This is a genomic window from Herbaspirillum sp. Her3 (assembly GCF_057961275.1).
Window position 1 is genome coordinate 714,300 of record NZ_CM176328.1, and the last position, 22,189, is coordinate 736,488.

Consider the following 22,189-nt stretch of genomic DNA (forward strand, 5'->3'; position numbering starts at 1 on the left):
GGCGCAGCCTGCCAGACCAGCGCCTCGGCCGCTTCCGCTTTACCCCTCATTCCCATGCTCGCACAACAGAAACAACGCATCTCCGACCTGTTCTCGTCCGCCTTGCAGCCGCTGCTGGCTGATAGCGGCCTGACGCCGACCATCACCCTGGAGCGTCCGCGCGACGCCTCGCACGGCGACGTCGCCTGCAACATCGCCATGCAGCTGGCCAAGCCGCTGAAAAAGAATCCGCGTGAACTGGCCCAAGCCATCGTGGCCGCCGTCATGGCCGACCCGGCGCGCGAAGGCCTGGTGGAATCCGTCGAGATCGCCGGTCCGGGCTTCATCAACCTGCGCGTGGCCGCTGCCGCCAAGCAGGCCGTGGTCAAGGTGATCCACGAGCAGGGCGAGGCCTTCGGCCGTGGCACGGCCGGTGCCGGCCAGAAGGTGCTGGTCGAGTTCGTCTCCGCCAACCCCACCGGCCCGCTGCACGTGGGCCATGGCCGCCAGGGCGCGCTGGGCGATGCGCTCTCGTCGCTGCTGGAAGCACAGGGCTACGACGTGCTGCGCGAGTTCTACTACAACGATGCCGGCGTACAGATCGCCACGCTGGCCACCTCGGTGCAGGCGCGCGCGCGCGGCTTCAAGCCGGGTGACGCCGAGTGGCCCGAGTCGGCCTACAACGGCGACTACATCGCCGACATCGCACGCGACTTCCTCGACAAGAAGACCGTCTCGGCCAGCGATGGCGAACCCGTCACCGGCAGCGGCGACGTCGAAGACATCGAATCGATCCGCCGCTTTGCCGTGGCCTACCTGCGCCACGAGCAGGACCTGGACCTGCAGGCCTTCGGCGTGAAGTTCGACAATTACTATCTCGAATCCTCGCTCTACGCCGACGGCAAGGTGGCCGCCGCCGTGGACGCGCTGGTCGCTGCCGGCAAGACCTACGAGCAGGATGGCGCGCTGTGGCTGCGCACCACCGACTATGGCGACGACAAGGATCGCGTCATGAAGAAGACCGACGGCACCTATACCTACTTCGTGCCCGACGTCGCCTATCACATCAACAAGTGGCAACGCGGCTACGGCAAGGTCATCAATATTCAGGGCAGCGACCACCACGGCACCATCGCGCGCGTGCGCGCCGGCCTGCAAGCCGCTGGCGTGGGCATCCCCCAGGGTTATCCCGACTACGTGCTGCACAAGATGGTCACCGTCATGCGCAATGGCGAAGAGGTCAAGATTTCCAAGCGCGCCGGTTCCTACGTCACCCTGCGCGACCTGATCGAATGGTCGGCCGGCGAGCCGGTCGAAGGCCAGGAACGTGACTTGACGCGCGGCCGCGATGCGGTGCGCTTCTTCCTGATCTCGCGCAAGGCCGATACCGAGTTCGTCTTCGACGTCGACCTGGCCCTGGCGCAGTCCGACGAAAACCCCGTCTACTACGTCCAGTATGCGCATGCCCGCATCTGCACCGTGCTGGGCAAGTCGGGCGTGGATGAAGAGGCGCTCAAGACCACGGCTGACCTGTCGCTGCTGACCGCCCCGCGCGAAGCGTCGCTCCTGGCCAAGCTGGCCGAGTATCCGGACATGCTGGCGCACGCCCTGCAAGAGCTGGGACCGCACCAGGTCGCCTTCTACCTGCGCGATCTGGCAGGCGAACTGCATAGCTACTACAATGCGGAACGCGTGCTGGTCGATGATGTCCCAACCAGGTCCGCACGCCTGGCGCTGTTGTCCGCCACCCGCCAGGTGCTGCGCAACGGCCTGGCACTGTTGGGCGTGTCGGCTCCGGCCAGAATGTAAAACAAGCTAAAACAAGCAGCTAAAGAGAAACGTGAAACCGTTGAACGCGAAATATCACAAGCAGGCCGGCGGTACGCTGCTCGGCCTGATCCTGGGTTTGATCGTCGGCCTGGGGATCGCCGTGGGTGTGGCACTGATGATCACCAAGTCGCCCATCCCCTTCGTCAACAAGGTGGCACGCCCCGAGCGCGCCGACCCGACCCCGGCCCAGGCGGCCGACCCCAACCGTCCGCTCTACGGTAATCGCGACATTGCCCGCGACGCTGCGCGTGACCAGCAGCAGTCGCAGACACCGGTGCCGCCCAATACGGCTGCAGCGCAGCCGGTGCCGCCGACTGCACCGGCCCCGCAGGCCAGCGCCCCGGCGGCTTCGGCCACCCCGGCACCGTCGAAGTCCGAGACCAGGACGGCTGACGCCAAGCCATCGGCCGCCACGCCGCCGGCCTCGGCCTCCAAGAGCGACACCAACGATGACAAGTGGACCTACTTCCTGCAGACCGGCGCCTTCCGCGACCAGGCCGATGCCGAAAGTGCCCGCGCCAAGCTGGCCCTGCTGGGCTTCGAGGCCAAGGTCACCGAGCGCACTGCCGACAGCGGTGTGCTCTACCGCGTGCGCATCGGTCCCTTCGAGCATGCCGATGCCATGAACCGCACGCGCAGCAAGTTGTCCGATAACGGGGTCGATGCCGCCATCGTGCGCATCCCCAAATAAACCAGATCGCACCGTGGATGCCGGCGGCAGGGGATAACCGACCGGCACGACGGGCCTGGAACGGCCACCGGCCGATTCCACCGACTATCCATCAGAGAGGGTAATACCATGCGTTTCCATCAAAAGCTGCTGGCTGCGGTCAGCTTCGGCGTGCTGGCTTTCACCGCCAGCGTCGGCGCCTCGGCCTCCCCGGCCAATCCGCAAGTGGGCAGCGACTACCGCGTGCTGGAGCAGGCCCAGCCGACCGATTCCGGCAACAAGGTCGAAGTGACCGAATTCTTCTGGTTCGACTGCCCGCACTGCGCGGCCTGGGATCCGACGCTGACCGCCTGGGTCAAGAAGCAGGGTGACAAGATCAACTTCAAGAAGGTGCCGGTGGCCTTCCGCGACAGCTTCGTGCCGCAGCAGAAGCTCTACTACACGCTGGAAGCCATGGGCAAGGCCGAAGAACTGTCGCCCAAGATCTTCCACGCCATCCACGTGGAAAACCAGCGCATCAATACCGACAAGACCATCCTGGCCTACATCGAGAAGATCGGCCTGGACAAGCAGAAATTCCTCGACCTGTACAATTCCTTCGGCGTGCAGACCAAGGTGCGCCGTGCCGCCCAGTTGCAGGAAGCCTACAAGGTCGATGGCGTGCCGATGATCGCCATCGATGGCCGCTACGTCACCTCGCCGGCCGTGGTCGGCGTGGCCCTGGCCAACCAGCCGGAATCAATGCAGCAAGCCGCCGCCCTGCAGGTGATGGATCACCTGGTGGCCAAGGTCGCCGCCGAGAAGGCTGCTGGCAGCACCATCGCCAAAAAGAAATAAGCTTCACCCGTTTTGCACGGTCCGCGTCCGCAAGGCCGCGGACCGTTGTCATTTGAACCCTGCCGTTTACACACTTTCATATCGCCCCAGGAGCAGGCATGGCCAACCTTCCCGCCGTTACAGCACAGGAACGCGTCTTCCTGACCGGAGCCTCCAGCGGTATCGGCATGGCCCTGGCCCATGCCTACGCCCGCCGTGGCGCCAGCCTGGGCCTGGTGGCACGCCGCAGCGCCGAGCTGGAAGCCTTGCGCGCCAGCCTGCCGCATCCTGAGCGCCACCGCGTCTATGCCCTCGACGTGACCGACCATGCGGCGCTGGCCGCTGCCGCCGCGTCCTTCCTGGCCGAATTCGGCGGGGCCGATGTGGTCATCGCCAATGCCGGCATCTCGCAGGGCACGCTGACCGAATACCAGGAAGACCTGGCCGCCTTCGAACGCATCCTGGCCGTCAACGTCACGGCCACCTTTGCCACCTTCACGCCCTTCGTGGCGCGCATGAAGGCAGCGCCCGAGGACCAGCGCCGCCGCTGCCGCCTGGTCGGCATCGGCAGCGTGGCGGGCATTCGCGGCCTGCCGGGGGCGGGCGCCTACAGCGCTTCCAAGGCCGCCGTCATCAGCTATTGCGAATCGCTGCGGGTGGAATTGCACGGCAGCGGCATCAAGGTCGTGACCATCGCGCCCGGCTACATCGATACCCCGATGACCCGCGTGAACACCTATCCCATGCCCTTCCTGATGCCGGTGGAGCGCTTTGCCGAGTGCGCCGTACAGAGCATTGCCGAGGGCGTGAGCTATCGCGTCATTCCCTGGCAGATGGGCGTGGTGGCCAAGCTGCTGAGGCTGTTGCCGAACTGGCTGTACGATATGGCTTTCGCCCGCGCCCCGCACAAGAAACGCAATCCGTAAATCTGGCGGCCGTGGCCGTCCCTGGAGTTTTTCATGAAGATCATTTTTGCCGGCACGCCGGAATTCGCCGCCGTCGCGCTCGAAGCGCTCTACGCCGCCGGTCACGAGATCACCCTGGTGCTGACCCAGCCCGACCGCCCGGCCGGACGCGGCATGCAGCTGCAGGCGTCGCCCGTAAAGCAGTGCGCGATCAAGCACGGCACCCCGGTGGCACAGCCAGTCTCGCTGCGCCTGAACGGCAAGTATCCGGAGGTGGCACAGGAGGCCCATGCCCTGCTGCAATCGACCCCGCATGACGTGATGGTGGTGGCCGCCTATGGCCTGATCCTGCCGCGCAGCGTGCTCGACATTCCGCGCTACGGCTGCATCAACATCCACGGATCGCTGCTGCCGCGCTGGCGCGGCGCCGCGCCCATCCATCGCGCCATCGAGGCGGGCGACAGCGAGACCGGCATCACCATCATGCAGATGGAAGAGGGCCTCGACACCGGCCCCATGATGTTGATCGAAAGCCTGCCCATCGCTGAGGATGACACCACCGGCAGCCTGCATGACAAGCTGGCCGCGCTGGGCGGCAGGATGATCGTGGAAGCGCTGGAGAAGCTGGAGCGTGGCGCCTTGCCCGCGACACCTCAGCCGGAAGAGGGTGCCAACTATGCCGCCAAGATCGCCAAGGAAGAGGCTGCGCTGGACTTCAGCCAGAGCGCCGTGCAGCTGGCGCGCCGCATCCGCGCCTTCAATCCCTTCCCCGGCGCCACCGGCCGCTTTGGCGACACCGTGGTCAAGCTGTGGCAGGCGCGTCCGGTCAGCGTGGCGCAGCAGGGCACACCCGGCCAGGTCTTGTCGGCCGATGCCCAGGCCGGCATCGTGGTGGCCTGCGGCGAAGGCGCGCTGCTGCTGACCGAGCTGCAAAAGCCCGGCGGCAAGCGTCTGCCGGCGGCGGAATTCCTGAAGGGTTTTCCGATGGAAGGCGGACGGCTGGACTGAGCCGTTCCGCGCCGATCTGCCTCAGCCGACCTGCTTGAGCACGTGCGGCAGATGCCGCCAGAACAATTCCTCGCCCAGGTGCACCCGTGCCTGCCAGTCATCGGCAGCGTCGTCATTGGCGCCATCGGTGATGAACTTGAAGGCGCGCCACGGCACGCCGAAGTGGCTGCAGACACGGGCGATGGCAAACAATTCCATATCCACCAGATCCACCTTCTGTTCCAGCAGCCAGTCATCGGCCGCCGTCACGAAGCTGTCGCCGGTGCCGCAGAGTACGCCCGGATAGCCCGATTCCAGCCGGGCCGGCTGCTGCAGCGGGTCCATCAGCGGCGTCACGCCACGCGGTGCCAGCGGCATCGCATCCATGTCGCGCTGGAGCACGGCGGCCACTTCCAGCAAGCCATCATGCAGGGGATCGATCTTGCCGGCCGTGCCGAAATTGATGATTGCGCGCGGGCGATGGGTCAGGATGGCCTGTGTCGTATGCAGCGCGGCATTGACCTTGCCGACGCCGCAATAGACTACCTGCACGCCCGCCGGCGCAGCAGCGGCATTGAGTTCACTTTCCAGGGCGGTCAGGATGAGGATGGGCTGTTGATCTGGCATCTGTGTAAATAGTTAACGGTTTGCAACGAAGCCCTGCCCGCAAAGCCTCCCCGGAGGCGGCGGGAGGGTGCTTTGGCGTATAATCGGGATCACTTTTTGCCTGCTGAACCGGTCCTTTCCTGGCCGGTTTTTTTATCCGCAGCGCGCTTGTGCGCGGGGGCAGGCTCTGCATTGTTGCCGTAACCAGAGAAAAACGCCAGATGAAGCCGAACGAACTGTGCCAGACCGAATTGCTGCTGCGCGACCTGATGTCGCAGCGCATCCTCATCCTCGATGGCGCCATGGGCACCATGATCCAGCGCTACAAGCTGACTGAAGAGGATTATCGCGGCCAGCGTTTCGCCGACTTCAGCGTTCCCGGCAAGGAGCTCTTCGTCAAGGGCAACAATGAACTGCTCTCGCTGACCCAGCCGCACGTCATCCAGGAAATCCACGAGCAATACCTGGCCGCTGGTGCCGACCTGATCGAGACCAATACCTTCGGCGCCACCAGCGTGGCCCAGGACGACTACCACATGGCGCATCTGGTCTACGAGATGAACCTGGAGTCGGCCCGTCTGGCACGCGCCGCCTGCGACAAGTACTCGACCCCGGACAAGCCGCGCTTCGTGGCCGGCGCCCTCGGCCCCACCCCCAAGACCGCCTCCATCTCGCCGGACGTCAACGACCCGGCCGCCCGCAACGTCACCTTCGATCAACTGGTGGCGGCCTACCTGGAGCAGACCCGCGCCCTGGTCGAAGGCGGTGCCGACGTGCTGCTGGTCGAGACCATCTTCGACACGCTCAACTGCAAGGCCGCGCTCTTCGCCATCGATACCTTCTTCGAGGAAAGCGGCAAGCGTCTGCCCATCATGATCTCCGGCACCGTGACGGATGCCTCCGGCCGCATCCTCTCGGGGCAGACCGTGACCGCCTTCTGGAATTCGATCCGCCACGCCCGCCCGCTGACCGTGGGCCTGAACTGCGCACTGGGCGCGGCCCTGATGCGTCCTTATGCGGAAGAGCTGTCCAAGATCGCCGACACCTTCGTCTGCATCTACCCGAACGCCGGCTTGCCCAATCCGATGAGCGACACCGGCTTTGATGAAACCCCGGACGTCACCTCGGCACTGTTGAAGGAATTCGCCGAGAGCGGTTTCGTCAACGTCGCCGGCGGCTGCTGCGGCACCACGCCGCCGCACATCAAGGCGATTGCCGAGACGGTCGCCAGGATCGCGCCGCGCAAGGTGCCGGAGCCGACCCACGAGATGCGCCTGTCGGGCCTGGAGCCCTTCACCATCAATGACGATTCGCTGTATGTGAACGTCGGTGAGCGCACCAACGTCACCGGTTCCAAGGCCTTCGCCCGCCTGATCCTCAACGAACAGTACGACGAAGCCCTGGCGGTTGCGCGCCAGCAGGTCGAGAACGGTGCGCAGATCATCGACATCAACATGGATGAAGCGATGCTCGATTCGGTCGCCGCCATGACGCGCTTCCTCAACCTGATCGCCTCGGAACCCGACATTGCGCGCGTGCCCATCATGATCGACTCTTCCAAATGGGAGGTGATCGAAGCGGGCCTGAAGTGCGTGCAGGGCAAGTCCATCGTCAACTCCATCTCGATGAAGGAAGGCGAAGAGAAATTCCTGCGCGAAGCCAAGCTGTGCCGCCGCTATGGCGCCGCCGTCATCGTCATGGCCTTCGACGAAGTGGGCCAGGCCGATACCTTTGCGCGCAAGATCGAGATCTGCGAACGCGCCTATCGCCTGCTGGTGGACAAGCTGGACTTCCCGCCCGAAGACATCATCTTCGACCCCAACATCTTCGCGGTCGCAACCGGCATCGAAGAACACAACAACTACGCGGTCGACTTCATCGAAGCCACCCGCTGGATCCACCAGAACCTGCCCTACGCCAAGATCAGCGGCGGTGTCTCCAACGTCTCCTTCAGCTTCCGGGGCAATGATCCGGCGCGTGAAGCGATCCATACCGTTTTCCTGTATCACGCCATCAAGGCCGGCATGACCATGGGCATCGTCAATGCCGGCATGATCGGCGTGTATGACGACCTGCCGGCCGAGCTGCGCGAGCGCGTGGAAGACGTGGTGCTGAACCGCCGCGAAGACGCCACCGAGCGCATGATCGAATACGCCGCCACGTTGAAGGCTGGCGACAAGAAGGAAGAAGCCACCCTGGAATGGCGCAACCTGCCGGTCGCCAAGCGCCTCTCGCATGCGCTGGTGCACGGCATCACGCAATGGATCGTGGAAGACACCGAAGAGGTACGCCAGCAGGTCGCCGCCGATGGCGGCCGTCCCATCCACGTGATCGAAGGTCCGCTGATGGATGGCATGAACGTGGTCGGTGACCTGTTCGGCCAGGGCAAGATGTTCCTGCCGCAGGTGGTCAAGTCGGCCCGTGTGATGAAGCAGGCGGTGGCGCACCTGATCCCCTTCATCGAAGAAGAGAAGCGCCAGCTTGAAATCGCCACCGGCGAAGTCGCCAAGCCCAAGGGCAAGATCGTCATTGCCACCGTCAAGGGCGACGTCCACGACATCGGCAAGAACATCGTCACCGTGGTCCTCCAGTGCAACAACTTCGAAGTGGTCAACATGGGCGTGATGGTGCCCTGCGCCGAGATCCTGGCCAAGGCCAAGGAAGAGAAGGCCGACATCATCGGCTTGTCGGGTCTGATCACCCCGTCGCTGGAAGAGATGGCCTACGTCGCCAAGGAGATGCAGCGCGATCCGTATTTCGCGGGTCTGAAGATGCCGCTGATGATCGGTGGTGCGACGACCTCGCGCGCCCACACTGCGGTGAAGATCGCCCCCAACTACGAGGGCCCGGTGGTCTATGTGCCGGACGCCTCGCGTGCCGTGTCGGTGGCGCAATCGCTGCTGGCCGACGAGCAGAAGACCCAGTACGTGGCTGAACTGAACGCCGACTACGAACGCATCCGCGAACAGCACGCCAGCAAGAAGGCCGCGCCCATGCTATCGCTGGCGGCAGCCCGCGCCAACAAGACCAAGCTGGAATTCGCCCCGGTCAGGCCCAAGTTCATCGGTCGCCGCCTGTTCAAGAATGTGGACCTGGGTTTGCTGGCCAACTACATCGACTGGGGCCCGTTCTTCCAGACCTGGGACCTGGCCGGCCCTTACCCCGCCATCCTCACCGATGAAGTCGTGGGCGAAGCCGCCACCAAGGTCTTCCAGGAAGCCCAGGCGATGCTGAAAAAGATCATCGACGGCCGTTGGCTCACCGCCAATGGCGTCATCTCGCTCTTGCCGGCCAATACCGTCAACGACGACGACATCGAGATCTACACCGACGACAGCCGCAGCCAGGTCGCCTTCACCTATTACGGCCTGCGCCAGCAGACCGAAAAGCCGGTGGTCGATGGCGTGGCCCGTCCCAACCAGTGCCTGTCGGACTTCATCGCGCCCAAGGAGTCGGGCGTGCAGGATTACATCGGCATGTTTGCCGTGACCGCCGGCCTCGGTATCGAGAAATACGAGAAGCGCTTCGAAGATGCGCATGACGATTACTCGTCCATCATGCTCAAGGCCCTGGCCGACCGTCTGGCCGAAGCCTTCGCCGAATACCTGCATGAGCGCGTGCGCAAGGACCTCTGGGGCTATGCGGCTGACGAGAACCTGAGCAGTGCCGATCTCATCAAGGAAAAATACCTTGGCATCCGCCCTGCACCCGGCTATCCGGCCTGCCCCGAGCACACCGTGAAGGCCGACGCCTTCCGCGTCATGCAATGCGACGAGATCGGCATGCAGCTCACCGAATCCTATGCCATGTTCCCCGGTGCTTCGGTGTCGGGCTTCTACTTCGCCCATCCGCAATCGAAGTACTTCGTGGTCGGCAAGATCGGCGAAGACCAGGTGGCCGACATGGCAGAGCGCCGTCATGTGCCCAAGGAAGAGGTGGAACGCTGGCTGGCGCCGAATCTGTAAATGATTTGCGCAATGACCGTCCGGCCTGTGCCGGACGGTTGTTTCAGCCCTTTGCTGCTTGTCCTTGTATTCCCCAGCCGTCCTGCTATCATCCACGCCCGCCGTTCCGTAGCCTTGCTTTAGCCATGATCGATTCCGCTGACCACGTCACCCATGCACTGCCCGTGACCGTGGCCACGCGCCTGCACTTCACCGACGGCAAGACACGCGCCATCTTCACGGTGGACCTGGTGCAGGACCTGCTGGGCGACTGGGTGCTCACCCAGGCCTGGGATGGCATCGAAGGCCGCAGCGCGGTGCGCCGCGTGGTGGTGGCCGGGCATGAAGAGGGGCTGCTGATGCTGCAGAAGATTGCTCGGCACAAGGAGCGGCTGGGGTTCCGGCAAGTACACCTGTATCACGTTGGTTGAGGCTGTTGCCTGCTCGATCCGCGCCGCATCGTGTGCAGACGCCCGTGGTTGGCAGCGCAGCAGCTTTCCGCTACGCTGCCGGGTCACACCCTCAATGCCGTTTTTTCCGATTGCGCCATGTTCATCCTCTTTCTCAAGGCCGTCCTGCTGATCCCGGTCACGCTGCTGCCCATCCTCAATCCCCTGGGCATCGCGCCGGTGTTCGCCAACCTCCTGGGCAACGTCAGCCGCAGCACCGAAAAGCGCATCGCGCGCCAGGTCGCCATCAATTGCTGGTTCATGCTGGTGGCGGCGATCTTCATCGGTTCGCACGTGCTGACCTTCTTCGGCATTTCGCTGCCCATCGTGCGTGTGGGCGGTGGCCTGCTGGTGGCGGTCTCGGGCTGGAAGCTGTTGAACGACAACAGCCAGGACAGCGCCATTCCCACCCAGGTGGCCAAGTCCTATGACGAAGACCTGCCCGATGAAGAAATCAAGGCGCGCAGTTTCTACCCGATGAGCTTTCCCCTGACCGTCGGTCCCGGCACCATCGCCGCCTCCATCACCCTGGGCGCCAACACGCCCACGCGCCTGCTGGATTGGGTGATCTCGGTGGGCAGCGCCGCACTGGGCGCTGCACTGACCGCGCTGGTGATCTTTCTCTGCTACAACTATGCCCACAAGCTGGTCAACCTGATGGGCCGACTGGGCACCATGGTGGTGTTGCGGCTGTCGGCCTTCATCCTGCTGTGTATCGGGATCCAGATCTTCTGGTCAGGCATGGCGGCCTTGCTGGCCGAGGCGGGGATCAGCGGCGTGTCGCCGTGAAGATTGAAGAGTTGGGGATTTCAGACTCCCGTTCGGACCGAGTAGGCCCGCCAGGGCCGTATCGAAGGCGCAGCACGGGCAGTGCGTCTTCGATACGCGGCTGCGCCGCTACTCAGTCTGAACGGGGGGAGATGAACCGGCAGTCCGCTATTTCCATATTTAAGAACTAAGAATTAAGAATCGGAAAACGGAAAACTAAGTTTTTCTACAGCAAACACTAACTATTTCAACCACCCCAATTCATCCAGCGCATCCTGCACCAGCTCCAGCCGCAGCAGCGGATTGTCCAGCGCCAGCAGGCTCTGCTTGAGGTTCACGGAAATTGGCATCATCTCGGCCCAGCGGTTGGCGACCCAGCCGCAGTCATCCAGCCGGTAAGGCGCGGCAATGGGCACTTCGCTGTCCGGCAAGCCCTGGCGCAGCACCGATTGCAGCAGGTTCTCCAGTGCCTGTGCGGTATTGCGCAATTCATCGGGCACCGCGACGGCGTGGTCGGCTTCCATCATTTCAACCTGTGCCGTCCACAGTCCATGCTTCTGCTGCTCGGCCTGCAGGATGCGAAAACGCTCGCCACCCAGGCAGGCAATGCGCATGAGGCCAGGGGAGGGCGTGCTCCATTCCTGGATGCGCGCCACCGTGCCCACACCGACGAAGCGCTCGGTCTGGCCGGGCCGCCGCACTTCCGATCCATCCGTCAGCGCCACCACGCCAAAGCTGCTGCCCTCGGCGATGCACTTGCGGATCATGTCCAGGTAGCGCACCTCGAAGATCTGCAGCGGCAGCCGCCCTTCCGGAAAGAGCGTGCTGGCCAGCGGAAACAGCGGAATGGTCAGTGCCGAGATCGGCGGGCGCGGGGTGGCAGGGGCAGCGGGCATCTTCACTCCTGACGGATTTCAGTCATGAACGCAGCGCATACCGGTTCTCGGCCACGCATTCATAGCGCTGCACGATGTAGCCGTTGTCGTCCACGCTTTCGAGATAGACGTCGAACTGCCACAGCCGCGCCATGTGGCGCAGCACTTCATTGGTACTGTCGCCCAGCGAGCGGCCATCGCTGCGGAAGTGGCGCAGCGTCAGGCTGCGGTTGCCGCGCGTGTTGACCGACCAGACCTGGATGTTGGGTTCGCGATGGTTGATGTCGTACTGCCGTGACAGCGCCTGGCGCACGTACTGGAAACCGCGCTCGTTGTGGATGGCCGAGACCTCGATCTCGCTGCGGGCCTCATCATCCAGCACGGCGAACATGCGCATGTCGCGCATGAGCTTGGGCGAGAGATATTGCGCGATGAAGCTCTCGTCCTTGTAGTTGCGCATCACGTATTGCAGGGTGTCGAGCCAGTTGCGTCCGGCAATGTCAGGGAACCACTCGCGGTCTTCGTCGCTGGGGTTCTCGCAGATGCGACGGATGTCGCTCATCATCGAGAAGCCCAGTGCATATGGATTGATGCCGTTGTAATACGGTTTGGTGATGGGCGGCTGGAACACCACATTGCTGTGCGAATGCAGGAATTCCATCATGAAGCCATCCGTCAGGCGGCCCTGGTCATAGAGCGTGTTCAACAGCGTGTAATGCCAGAAGGTGGCCCAGCCCTCATTCATCACCTGGGTCTGGCGCTGTGGATAGAAATACTGGCCGACCTTGCGCACGATGCGGATGACCTCGCGTTCCCACGGCTCTAGCAGGGGCGCATTCTTCTCCGCGAAATACAGCAGGTTCTCCTGCGGCTCGGACGGGAAGCGGCCTTCCACGGCGGCGGCCGCCGTTTCCTTCTTGGCCGGCAAGGTGCGCCACAGTTCGTTGACCTGCGATTGCATGTAGGCTTCGCGTTCGCGCTGGCGCGCCTTTTCCTGCGCCAGCGAGAGGCGTTGCGGGCGCTTGTAGCGGTCCACGCCGTAATTCATCAGCGCGTGGCAGGAGTCCAGCAATTCCTCCACGCGTTCAAAGCCGTGCCGTTCCTCGCACTCGGCGATGTAATTGCGCGCATACACCAGGTAATCGATGATGGCGCTGGCATCGGTCCACAGCTGGAACAGATAGTTGCCCTTGAAGAAGGAGTTGTGACCATAGGCCGCGTGCGCGATGACCAGCGCCTGCATGGTCATCGTGTTCTCTTCCATCAGGTAGGCGATGCAGGGGTCCGAATTGATGACGATCTCATAGGCCAGGCCCATCTGTCCGCGCTTGTAGTCGCGCTCGGTCAGCATGAAATGCTTGCCGTAGGACCAGTGCCGGTAATTGACCGGCATGCCGTGCGAGGCATAGGCGTCCATCATCTGTTCGGCCGAGATGATCTCCAGCTGGATGGGGTAGATGTCCAGCTCGTAACCCTTGGCTACGCGTGCGATTTCCTCGTTGTAGCGCTCGATGAGCTCGAAGCTCCAGTCCGAGGGGCAAGGCAGCGGGTCATGCTTGAAGCGGCTGTTCATGCGTGCACCTGCTTTTCAAAGAGTTCGCGGAAGACCGGGTAGATCTCGGCGGCCGATTGCACCTTCTTCATGGCGAAGTGCGGATGCGATTCGATCAGCTGCATGTACTCGGTCCACAGGTTCTGTTCCGGCTCGGCCACCTGGATGTAGGCGAAGTAGCGCGTCAGCGGCAGGATGGCGGACTCCAGCAGTTCGCGGCACTTGGGGGAGTCGTCGTTCCAGTTGTCGCCGTCCGAGGCCTGTGCGCCATAGATGTTCCATTCGCTGGGCGAATAGCGCTTGGTGATGATGTCGTGCATCAGCTCCAGGGCGCTGGAGACCACGGTACCGCCGCTTTCCTGCGAATGGAAGAAGGTGTTTTCATCGACCTCATCGGCGCGCGTGTGATGGCGGATGAAGACCACTTCGATGTGTTCGTAGTTACGTGTCAGGAACAGATAGAGCAGGATGAAGAAGCGCTTGGACAAATCCTTGCGCTGCTCATCCATCGAGCCCGACACGTCCATGACGCAGAACATCACCGCGCGGCTGGACGGTTGCGGCTGGCGCACCCGGTTCACATAGCGCAGGTCGAAGGGATCGATGAAGGGGATGCGCAGGATGCGGGCGCGCAGGTGCTTCACCTCTTCTTCCAGCAGCGGGATATCGGCGCTGTGCTCCCCGGGCTTGCGCTTCATCTCGGCCAGCGCTTCTTCGGCCGCATCGAGCTGCCGCTGCAGCGGCCCGCCCAGGGCGATGCGGCGGCCCAGGGAGGAACGCAGCGAGCGCACCACGTCGATGTTGTTGGGCGAACCGTCGACCGAATAACCGGCGCGCTGGTTCTTCCAGTTGGGGACCTGCAGCAGGTTGGTTTCCACCAGGCGCGGCAGTTCCAGATCCTCGAAGAAGTAATGCATGAATTCTTCGCGGGTCAGTTCGAAGGTGAAATCGTCCTGGCCTTCGCCGTCATTGCTGGCACTGCTGCCGCCACCGCCGCCGCTGCCCCCGTTCTGGCGCGGGATGCGGTCACCCTGCAGATAATCCTGGTTGCCCGGATGCACGGCTTCGCGCTTGCCGCCCTTGCCGTGATGGAAGAAGGGCTCAGAGACATCCTTGCGCGGGATGCTGATGCTCTTCGATTTTTCCAGGTCGGTAATGCTGCGGTCGCGCACGGCGTCCGCCACCGAACGTTGGATATGCCCCTTGAAGCGCCGCAGGAAGCGCTCCCTGTTGGCGATGCTCTTGTTCTTGCCAGCCAGCCTGCGGTCGATGATCTGATGCAGCACTCGGTTCTCCTGCTAGTGGTCGGCGGTGCGCCAGGCGCACGGCGCCGAAGGGTCGCCGCGCGCATCGCCACGCATGCAGCGGGCGATGCGCAACAGCGGCGCTTACGAGGACTTGCGCACGCGCAGGTACCATTCGCACAGCAGGCGTACCTGCTTGGGCGTGTAGCCCTTGCTGACCATGCGGTTGACGAAGTCTTCGTGTTTCTGCATTTCTTCGGTGGAGCCCTTGGCGTTGAAGGAAATCACCGGCAACAGGTCTTCGGTGTTGGAGAACATCTTCTTCTCGATCACCACGCGCAGTTTTTCATAGCTGGTCCACAGCGGATTCTTGCCACCGTTGTTGACCCGCGCACGCAGCACGAAGTTGACGATCTCGTTGCGGAAGTCCTTGGGATTGCTGATGCCGGCCGGCTTCTCGATCTTTTCCAGTTCCGCATTCAGGGCCGCGCGGTCGAAGCTCTCGCCGGTATCGTGATCGCGGTATTCCTGGTCCTGGATCCAGAAGTCGGCATAGGTGACGTAACGGTCGAAGACGTTCTGGCCATATTCCGAATACGACTCCAGATAGGCCGTCTGGATTTCCTTGCCGATGAATTCGGCATAGCGCGAGGCCAGCGTGTCCTTCACGAAGGAGAGATATTTCTGCTCGACTTCCTGCGGGAACTGCTCGCGCTCGATCTGCTGCTCCAGCACGTACATCAGGTGCACCGGATTGGCCGCTACCTCGGTGGTATCAAAGTTGAACACGCGCGAAAGGATCTTGAAGGCGAAGCGCGTGGAGATACCGTTCATGCCTTCATCGACGCCGGCATAGTCTCGATACTCCTGATAGGACTTGGCCTTGGGGTCGGTATCCTTCAGGTTCTCGCCATCATAGACCTGCATCTTGGAGAAGAGGCTGGAGTTTTCCGGTTCCTTCAGGCGCGTCAGTACCGAGAACTGCGCCATCATCTTCAGCGTGCCGGGGGCGCATGTCGCCTTGCCCAGCGAAGAGCTGCGGATCAGCTTTTCGTAAATCTTGATTTCTTCGGATACGCGCAGGCAGTAAGGCACCTTGACGATGAAGATGCGGTCCAGCAGCGCTTCATTGTTCTTGTTGTTGCGGAAGGCCTTCCATTCCGATTCGTTGGAGTGGGCCAGGATGACGCCATCGAAGGGGATCGCACCAAAACCTTCGGTGCCCTTGAAGTTACCTTCCTGCGTGGCCGTCAACAGCGGGTGCAGCACCTTGATGGGCGCCTTGAACATTTCCACGAATTCCAGCAGGCCCTGGTTGGACAGGCACAGGCCGCCCGAATAGCTGTAGGCGTCGGCATCGTCCTGCGAATATTGTTCCAGCTTGCGGATATCGACCTTGCCCACCAACGTGGAGATGTCCTGGTTGTTTTCATCGCCCGGCTCAGTCTTGGAAATGCCGATCTGGCGCAGGATGGACGGATAGCGCTTGACCACACGGAACTGGCGGATATCGCCGTTGTACTCGTGCAGGCGCTTGACCGCCCAGGGGCTCAGGATGGGTTTGAGATAGCGGCGCGGGATGCCGTACTGCTCTTCGAGGATGGGGCCGTCTTCGTCGTAATCAAACAGGCCCAGCGGGGATTCGTTGACCGGCGAACCCTTGATGGAATAGAAGGGCACCTGCTCCATCAACTGCTTGAGACGTTCGGCGATGGAGGACTTGCCGCCACCGACCGGACCCAGCAGGTAGAGGATCTGCTTCTTCTCTTCCAGGCCTTGCGCGGCATGGCGGAAATACGAAACAACCTGCTCGATCACTTCTTCCGCGCCATAGAATTCCTTGAAGGCGGGATAGACCTTGATGACCTTGTTGGCAAAGATGCGCGAGAGGCGCGGATCTTCCCGGGTATCGACCTTCTCCGGCTCGCCGATGGCCATCAGCATCCGTTCGGCAGCCGATGCATAGACTGCCGGGTCGTTCTTGCAAAGATTCAGATACTCTTCAAGCGATAATTCTTCTTCTCTGGTCTTGTCGAACCGGCTTGCAAAGCTGCTGTAGATATCCATACCACCTCCGTCGCTCTCAAAAAAGTACGAAACAGATTCATATGTCTGGACTTGCCATCTGCGGTTATCGAAGAACGCGTCGGTGACTCTGTACTGCGTCATTGCCGGTGTGTTCTTTGAAAGCCGTAGCTTCTACAGCACGATGTGAAGATGTTTTCACATCGTGGTTTTATTCTATTCCTTTTTTTGTCTGTGCTTGATGATCCCTCTAGTGCAGCTTTGTTCATCAGAGCCAGGATTTTTTTGCGCTTTCCCGCCCATTGGGGTGAAGTCTTGATCCTTGGCCTGCGCAGGCAGACGCAAAGAGAGTTTCACTTCATGCTCTTTCAATGTGCGGATTGCTTCAGCGGTTGACCTCACGGTGCGCTATTTTCGCGCAGCGCGCCATCGTGAAAACCCTGATAGCCGGCGGGAGAAAACAGGCGGACAATGCCTGCAGGGCGGTTGAGCAGGCCAGGAAGGCTGGTCCTGCCGATGCTGCCGTTCTCCTCCTGCCGGTGCAATTCGCATTTCCCTCGCACCGATCTCTTTGCTTCATATCCCCTTATAGCTGGAATCGTGCCAGCCATGGTTGACATATTGCAGGGTGCAGCCAGCGCGAAGCATCTTTTTTGTAACGGGGGCGATTGGGCTGCCTCTCTGTTGCTGATCCGCCTCATCCCGGCTGGCGTGCAAGGACGTTCAGCGGCGCTGCAAAAATGCTTTAGATGATTTACAGATTTGTTCATGCGCGGCGCGCATGGGCTGTCCCCGTTTTGTTCATGAGGGATGTGCATGAGCTGAAGGCTTGTGTTGAATCCGGGGTGATTTCCTGCAAGCAACTTCATAGGGCCTGTTTCCGGGCATTTTTGCAATTCCGCCACGCTGCGGGGCCGAACCCGGCCGTCGGGCGCGCCGGGGAGGGTGCAAAAGCGCATAAGTCATTGACAGCTAAGTAGAAAATGCAGTCTAATTCAGGGTTCACCATCTGAAGAATTGCGCGCGGTGCCGTCGCAGTGCTGTTTCAGTTGCCCACCGGTCGATTACCCAGGTAGCCACCGGGAGGCGGCAGAGGCCAACAGAGTTAATGGTGTCAGCGATGCAGGGGCTGCCGGCTTGGTGGGCGGCAGGGCATCGGTGATGCGGAACAGGCACACCGAAAGCGGTTCCAGAATTCCGATTTATTTTTGCTGTTTGCTCCAAGGCAGCCCAACTTAGCGAGTCCAACATGAAACGTACTTACCAACCTTCCGTCGTGCGTCGCAAGCGTACCCATGGTTTCCGTGCCCGTATGGCCACCCGTGGCGGCCGTGCCGTGATCAACGCCCGTCGCGCCAAGGGCCGCAAGCGTCTGGCTGCAGTTTAAGCCGGGGCTTTGCGCTGCCGTTTCGTGTGACGGACGTCCGTTCACCGCTTCCAGCACGTCAAGCAGGCGACTTCCCACGCGATCGGCGAATCGTTAAAACGGATGAGTTTTCATCCGTTTTTCGTTTGCGCCCCGTGTATCGTACCGAGCATTTCGTGTTGTACGCACGCCGCAACAGTCTGTCGCAGGCCCGTCTGGGCGTCGTGGCGGCCAAGCGGCTGGCACCGCGTGCGGTCACCCGCAACACGATCAAGCGGGCCACGCGCGAGCTGTTTCGCCAGGCTGAACTGCCTGCCGTGGACTGCATCGTGCGCCTGTCGCGCCCGGTCAACACCAGGAAAGATCCCGCCCGCAGCGCGGCCGTCAAGGCCCTGCTACGGGCTGAACTGACGCAATTGTTCGCCTTCCTGCCGAGCGCCCCCGCGTTCGCCAGGAAATAGCCAGGAAACAGGAAGTGATGAAGACGCCTTTGCTCCTGCTGTTACGTGCCTACAAGCTGGGAGTGAGCCCTTTCCTGGGGCAGAATTGCCGTTTCTATCCCAGCTGTTCCGACTATGCTGCCGAGGCCGTGCGTCTGCATGGCGCGCTCAAGGGCAGCCTCCTGGCCGGCAAGCGCCTGTGCAAGTGCCATCCCTGGCATGCCGGTGGCCTGGACTTCGTGCCGGGCTCGGCCGAGGCACGTGCGCAGGCCGAGGCAGAGGCAAGAGGTCCGTCTTCGTCGACTGCCGTTCCCGATTCCCCGACCACTGCGCTACCGGCTTCGGTGGCGCGGATGTCTCCCCCTGTGGCCGCTGACGGTTGCAGCCACTCCTGAACTCATCAATACGCATATGGATATCAAACGTACCGTCCTGTGGGTTGTATTCTCCTTCTCCCTGCTGCTGCTCTGGGATGGCTGGATGCGCCATAACGGACATCAGTCGATGTTCTTCCCGTCGGCCACCCCGACTCAGGAGCAAGCCGCCGCCAATCCGGCCGCACCGACCGCCAGCCCGACCGGCTCCCCGGTGCCGCAGGCCGGCACGCCGGCACCGGCACCTGGTGCCGTCCCCGGTGCTGACGTGGCTGCCGCCACCAAGGGTGAAACCATCACCATTACCACCGACCTGGTCAAGGCCAGCATCGATACCGTGGGCGGTGAGTTGAAGCGCCTGGAACTGTTGAAGCAACCCGACGTGGTGGACCCCACCAAGAACGTGGTGCTGTTCGATTCCGAACCCGGCCACATGTACCTGGCCGAATCGGGCCTGATCGGCGGTCCCTTCCCCAACCACAAGACCATCTTCACCGCACAGCCGGGCCCGCGTTCGCTGGACAACGGCAATGAAGTGCAGTTGGTGCTGGTGGCCGAGGAAGGTGGCGTGAAGCTGACCAAGACCTACACCTTCAAGCGCGACAGCTACCTCATCGACGTCAAGCACACCGTGACCAACACCACGGGCGCGGCCATCAATCCTTCGCTGTACCTGCAACTGGTGCGCGACGGCAACAAGCCGGGCGGCGAATCGCACTTCTACAGCACCTTCACCGGTCCTGCGGTCTACAGCAACGCCGAGCACTTCGAGAAGCTGGACTTCGAGAAGATCGCCAATGGCAAGCAGCAGCACGTCAACAAGGCGGACAATGGCTGGATCGCCATGGTGCAGCACTACTTCGTCTCGGCCTTCATCCCGCCCGAGAACGCGCAGCGCGACATCTTCAGCAAGAAGGTCGGCGACAACCTGTACGCGGTCGGTTCCATCCTGCCGCTGGGTACCGTGGCCCCCAACGCCAGCGTGACCATGGACAGCCAGCTGTATTCCGGCCCGACCATCTCCAAGACCCTGCAGGCGATTGCCCCGGGCCTGGACCTGGTGCGCGACTACGGCCACCTGACCGTGATCGCCGAGCCGATCTTCTGGCTGATGACCCACATCCACAACCTGGTGGGCAACTGGGGCTGGACCATCATCCTGCTGACCGTGCTGATCAAGCTGGTGTTCTTCCCGCTGTCGGCCGCCAGCTATCGCAGCATGGCCAAGATGAAGGCGGTCTCGCCCAAGATGCAGGCCATCCGCGAACGCCACAAGGCGGATCCGCAGGCCATGAACCGCGAGATGATGGCGCTCTACAAGACCGAGAAGATCAACCCGCTGGGCGGCTGCCTGCCCATCGTGATCCAGATTCCGGTGTTCATCTCGCTGTACTCGGTGCTGCTGGCATCGGTGGAAATGCGCGGCGCGCCGTGGCTGGGCTGGGTGCATGACCTGACCGCGCCTGACCGTCTGTTCGGCACCATCCCCTACTTCAACATGCCTATCGGCCTGTTGCCGATCATCATGGCGGCGTCGATGTTCCTGCAGACCAAGCTGAACCCGACCCCGCCGGATCCGGTGCAGGCCAAGGTGATGATGTTCATGCCGCTGGTGTTCTCGTTCATGTTCTTCTTCTTCCCGTCCGGCCTGGTGCTGTACTGGGTGACCAACAACATCCTGTCGATCGCGCAGCAATGGGTGATCACCCGCAACATCGAGAGCGGCAAGACCAAGTAAGCCGGTTCTTGCAGCCCATCAAGAGAAAAACCCGTGGAATCCACGGGTTTTTTTTCGGTCGTACAGCGCAAGCAGGTTTAACATGGCTTTACGCCGCTGCTCCGAGGGGGATGCAGCGGCGGGCTCACCTCAACACAACAACAAGTATTCGCAGATGACTTTCGATTCTTCTCCCATTGCCGCCATCGCTACCGCACCCGGCCGCGGCGGCATCGGCGTGGTCCGCATCTCCGGCAAGAACCTGGCACCGGTGATCCGCGCCGTGTGCGGCCGCGACAGCCTGGCGCCGCGCCATGCCACTTATCTGCCCTTCCTCAATGAAGACGGCAGCGCCATCGACCAGGGCCTGGCGATCCATTTCCCGGCGCCGCATTCCTATACGGGCGAGGACGTGCTCGAACTGCAGGGCCACGGCGGCCCGGTGGTGATGCAGATGCTGCTGGCGCGCTGCGTGCAGGCCGGCGGCGAGATCGGCCTGCGCCTGGCCGAGCCGGGCGAATTCACCCAGCGCGCCTTCCTCAACGACAAGATCGATCTGGCCCAGGCCGAGGCCGTGGCCGACCTGATCGAAGCGACCACCGAGGCAGCGGCCAAGTCGGCCTCCGAATCGCTCTCGGGCGCCTTCTCCAAAGTGATCCACGAACTGGTGGATCAGGTCACGCGCTTGCGCATGCTGGTGGAAGCGACGCTGGATTTTCCCGAGGAAGAGATTGATTTCCTGAAGCAGAGCGATGCCCGTGGCCAGCTGGCCACCATCCGCGCCACGCTGGAAGACGTCTTCAAGCATGCGGCCCAGGGCGCCTTGTTGCGGGATGGCTTGAATGCGGTACTGGCCGGCAAGCCCAATGTGGGCAAGTCTTCGCTGCTGAACGTGCTGGCCGGCTCCGACGTGGCCATCGTCACGCCCATCGCCGGCACCACGCGCGACAAGGTAACGCAGACCATCCAGATCGAAGGCATGCCGCTCAACATCATCGACACGGCCGGTATCCGCGAAGCCGGCGAAGATGGCAGCGGCCCGGATGAGGTCGAGCGCATCGGCATCGAGCGCACCTGGGCCGAGGTGGCCAAGGCCGACGTGATCCTGCACATGCTGGACGCTGACCGTGGCCCTACGCTGGAAGATGAGAAGATCACCGCGCGCTTTCCTGAAGGCGTACCCATCATCCGCATCTGGAACAAGATCGACCGCTCCGGCCACAAGCCGGCGGTGGACAAGATGCACGACGCCACCCACGTCTATCTGTCGGCGGCCGAAGGGCAGGGCGTGGACTTGCTGCGCGCCGAGCTGCTGCGCATTGCGGGCTGGCAGCAGACGGTGGAGTCGCGCTACCTCGCGCGTGAGCGCCATCTGCTGGCGCTCAAGGCAGCTGATGAGCATCTGGCCCAAGCGGCCGCGCATGCGGCGCTGGACAACGAGGCCGGCGAGCATGCGCTGGATCTGTTTGCGGAAGAGCTGCGTCTGGCGCAGGAACGTTTGTCCAGCATCACCGGCAAGTTCACGCCGGATGATTTGCTGGGGGTGATTTTTTCGCGGTTTTGTATCGGCAAGTAGGGCGAGCTGATCAAGGAGGCGGGAAGCGCTTCCTGACAGCTTCCCCACATTCCACTGCACAATTGC

General features: G+C 62.4%; 19 protein-coding genes. 13 read left to right on the forward strand and 6 right to left on the reverse strand.

All coding sequences use genetic code 11. The features are described 5' to 3' along the window. The first annotated feature begins 54 nt into the window (after window positions 1-54). The 5 genes from argS (at window position 55) to fmt (ending at window position 5,208) form a co-directional block, all read left to right on the forward strand. Window positions 55-1,788, forward strand: coding sequence for an arginine--tRNA ligase (gene argS / locus ACVC5H_RS03295; RefSeq protein ID WP_489620990.1), 1,734 nt, complete (start codon window positions 55-57; stop codon window positions 1,786-1,788). A 31-nt stretch (window positions 1,789-1,819) separates the two neighbouring features. Continuing rightward, a complete protein-coding gene (locus tag ACVC5H_RS03300) occupies window positions 1,820-2,500 on the forward strand; it encodes an SPOR domain-containing protein (protein WP_489620991.1) in 681 nt (226 codons plus the stop codon). Window positions 2,501-2,608: 108 nt separating this feature from the next. Then, window positions 2,609-3,316 (forward strand): thiol:disulfide interchange protein DsbA/DsbL, encoded by a 708-nt coding sequence (locus tag ACVC5H_RS03305; RefSeq protein ID WP_489620992.1) that lies wholly within the window; start codon window positions 2,609-2,611, stop codon window positions 3,314-3,316. Between the two features lie 98 nt (window positions 3,317-3,414). Then, window positions 3,415-4,221 carry an SDR family oxidoreductase gene (locus tag ACVC5H_RS03310; protein ID WP_489620993.1) on the forward strand — a complete coding sequence of 269 codons (807 nt, stop codon included), beginning with the start codon at window positions 3,415-3,417 and terminating at the stop codon, window positions 4,219-4,221. Window positions 4,222-4,254: 33 nt separating this feature from the next. Continuing rightward, the gene (gene fmt, locus ACVC5H_RS03315) at window positions 4,255-5,208 is read left to right on the forward strand and encodes a methionyl-tRNA formyltransferase (protein ID WP_489620994.1); all 954 of its coding nucleotides are present in this window, start codon (window positions 4,255-4,257) and stop codon (window positions 5,206-5,208) included. A 21-nt stretch (window positions 5,209-5,229) separates the two neighbouring features. On the opposite strand, the gene ACVC5H_RS03320 is transcribed toward fmt, so the two are convergent. Then, a complete protein-coding gene (locus ACVC5H_RS03320) occupies window positions 5,230-5,814 on the reverse strand; it encodes a 5'-methylthioadenosine/S-adenosylhomocysteine nucleosidase (protein ID WP_489620995.1) in 585 nt (194 codons plus the stop codon). A 200-nt stretch (window positions 5,815-6,014) separates the two neighbouring features. Between ACVC5H_RS03320 and metH the strand changes: the two genes are divergently transcribed. The 3 genes from metH to ACVC5H_RS03335 all read left to right on the forward strand — a co-directional run bounded on the left by metH (window position 6,015) and on the right by ACVC5H_RS03335 (window position 10,975). Then, window positions 6,015-9,758: a methionine synthase gene (metH, locus tag ACVC5H_RS03325; RefSeq protein ID WP_489620996.1), complete on the forward strand. Its 3,744-nt coding sequence runs from the start codon at window positions 6,015-6,017 to the stop codon at window positions 9,756-9,758. A 125-nt stretch (window positions 9,759-9,883) separates the two neighbouring features. After that, window positions 9,884-10,168, forward strand: coding sequence for a hypothetical protein (locus ACVC5H_RS03330; RefSeq protein WP_058897034.1), 285 nt, complete (start codon window positions 9,884-9,886; stop codon window positions 10,166-10,168). A 117-nt stretch (window positions 10,169-10,285) separates the two neighbouring features. Further along, the gene (locus ACVC5H_RS03335) at window positions 10,286-10,975 is read left to right on the forward strand and encodes a MarC family protein (protein ID WP_489620997.1); all 690 of its coding nucleotides are present in this window, start codon (window positions 10,286-10,288) and stop codon (window positions 10,973-10,975) included. A gap of 221 nt (window positions 10,976-11,196) precedes the next feature. Here ACVC5H_RS03335 and ACVC5H_RS03340 read toward each other — a convergent pair whose 3' ends face one another. The 5 genes from ACVC5H_RS03340 to ACVC5H_RS03360 form a co-directional block, all read right to left on the reverse strand. Beyond that, window positions 11,197-11,850, reverse strand: a complete 654-nt coding sequence (locus tag ACVC5H_RS03340; protein ID WP_489620998.1) for an LON peptidase substrate-binding domain-containing protein — start codon at window positions 11,848-11,850, stop codon at window positions 11,197-11,199. 22 nt (window positions 11,851-11,872) lie between these two features. Further along, on the reverse strand, window positions 11,873-13,402 hold the full coding sequence (locus ACVC5H_RS03345) for a SpoVR family protein (protein ID WP_489620999.1): 1,530 nt from the start codon (window positions 13,400-13,402) through the stop codon (window positions 11,873-11,875). Further along, window positions 13,399-14,667: a YeaH/YhbH family protein gene (locus ACVC5H_RS03350; RefSeq protein ID WP_489621000.1), complete on the reverse strand. Its 1,269-nt coding sequence runs from the start codon at window positions 14,665-14,667 to the stop codon at window positions 13,399-13,401. The genes ACVC5H_RS03345 and ACVC5H_RS03350 overlap by 4 nt, the downstream gene beginning before the upstream one ends. 102 nt (window positions 14,668-14,769) lie before the next feature. Continuing rightward, a complete protein-coding gene (locus tag ACVC5H_RS03355; RefSeq protein ID WP_008332931.1) occupies window positions 14,770-16,692 on the reverse strand; it encodes a PrkA family serine protein kinase in 1,923 nt (640 codons plus the stop codon). A gap of 356 nt (window positions 16,693-17,048) precedes the next feature. Beyond that, a complete protein-coding gene (locus ACVC5H_RS03360) occupies window positions 17,049-17,519 on the reverse strand; it encodes a hypothetical protein (RefSeq protein ID WP_489621001.1) in 471 nt (156 codons plus the stop codon). Window positions 17,520-17,899: 380 nt separating this feature from the next. On the opposite strand from ACVC5H_RS03360, the gene rpmH reads away from it, so the two are divergent. From rpmH to mnmE, 5 genes are all read left to right on the forward strand, one after another. Then, window positions 17,900-18,037, forward strand: a complete 138-nt coding sequence (gene rpmH / locus ACVC5H_RS03365) for a 50S ribosomal protein L34 (protein WP_006461360.1) — start codon at window positions 17,900-17,902, stop codon at window positions 18,035-18,037. Between the two features lie 26 nt (window positions 18,038-18,063). Beyond that, complete coding sequence (rnpA, locus tag ACVC5H_RS03370) at window positions 18,064-18,477, forward strand: ribonuclease P protein component (RefSeq protein ID WP_489621002.1); 414 nt, start codon at window positions 18,064-18,066, stop codon at window positions 18,475-18,477. Between the two features lie 17 nt (window positions 18,478-18,494). Beyond that, on the forward strand, window positions 18,495-18,851 hold the full coding sequence (gene yidD / locus ACVC5H_RS03375) for a membrane protein insertion efficiency factor YidD (protein WP_338716899.1): 357 nt from the start codon (window positions 18,495-18,497) through the stop codon (window positions 18,849-18,851). A gap of 16 nt (window positions 18,852-18,867) precedes the next feature. Further along, window positions 18,868-20,568 (forward strand): membrane protein insertase YidC, encoded by a 1,701-nt coding sequence (yidC, locus tag ACVC5H_RS03380; RefSeq protein WP_489621003.1) that lies wholly within the window; start codon window positions 18,868-18,870, stop codon window positions 20,566-20,568. Between the two features lie 154 nt (window positions 20,569-20,722). Beyond that, complete coding sequence (mnmE, locus tag ACVC5H_RS03385; protein WP_489621004.1) at window positions 20,723-22,123, forward strand: tRNA uridine-5-carboxymethylaminomethyl(34) synthesis GTPase MnmE; 1,401 nt, start codon at window positions 20,723-20,725, stop codon at window positions 22,121-22,123. Window positions 22,124-22,189: the final 66 nt, after the last annotated feature.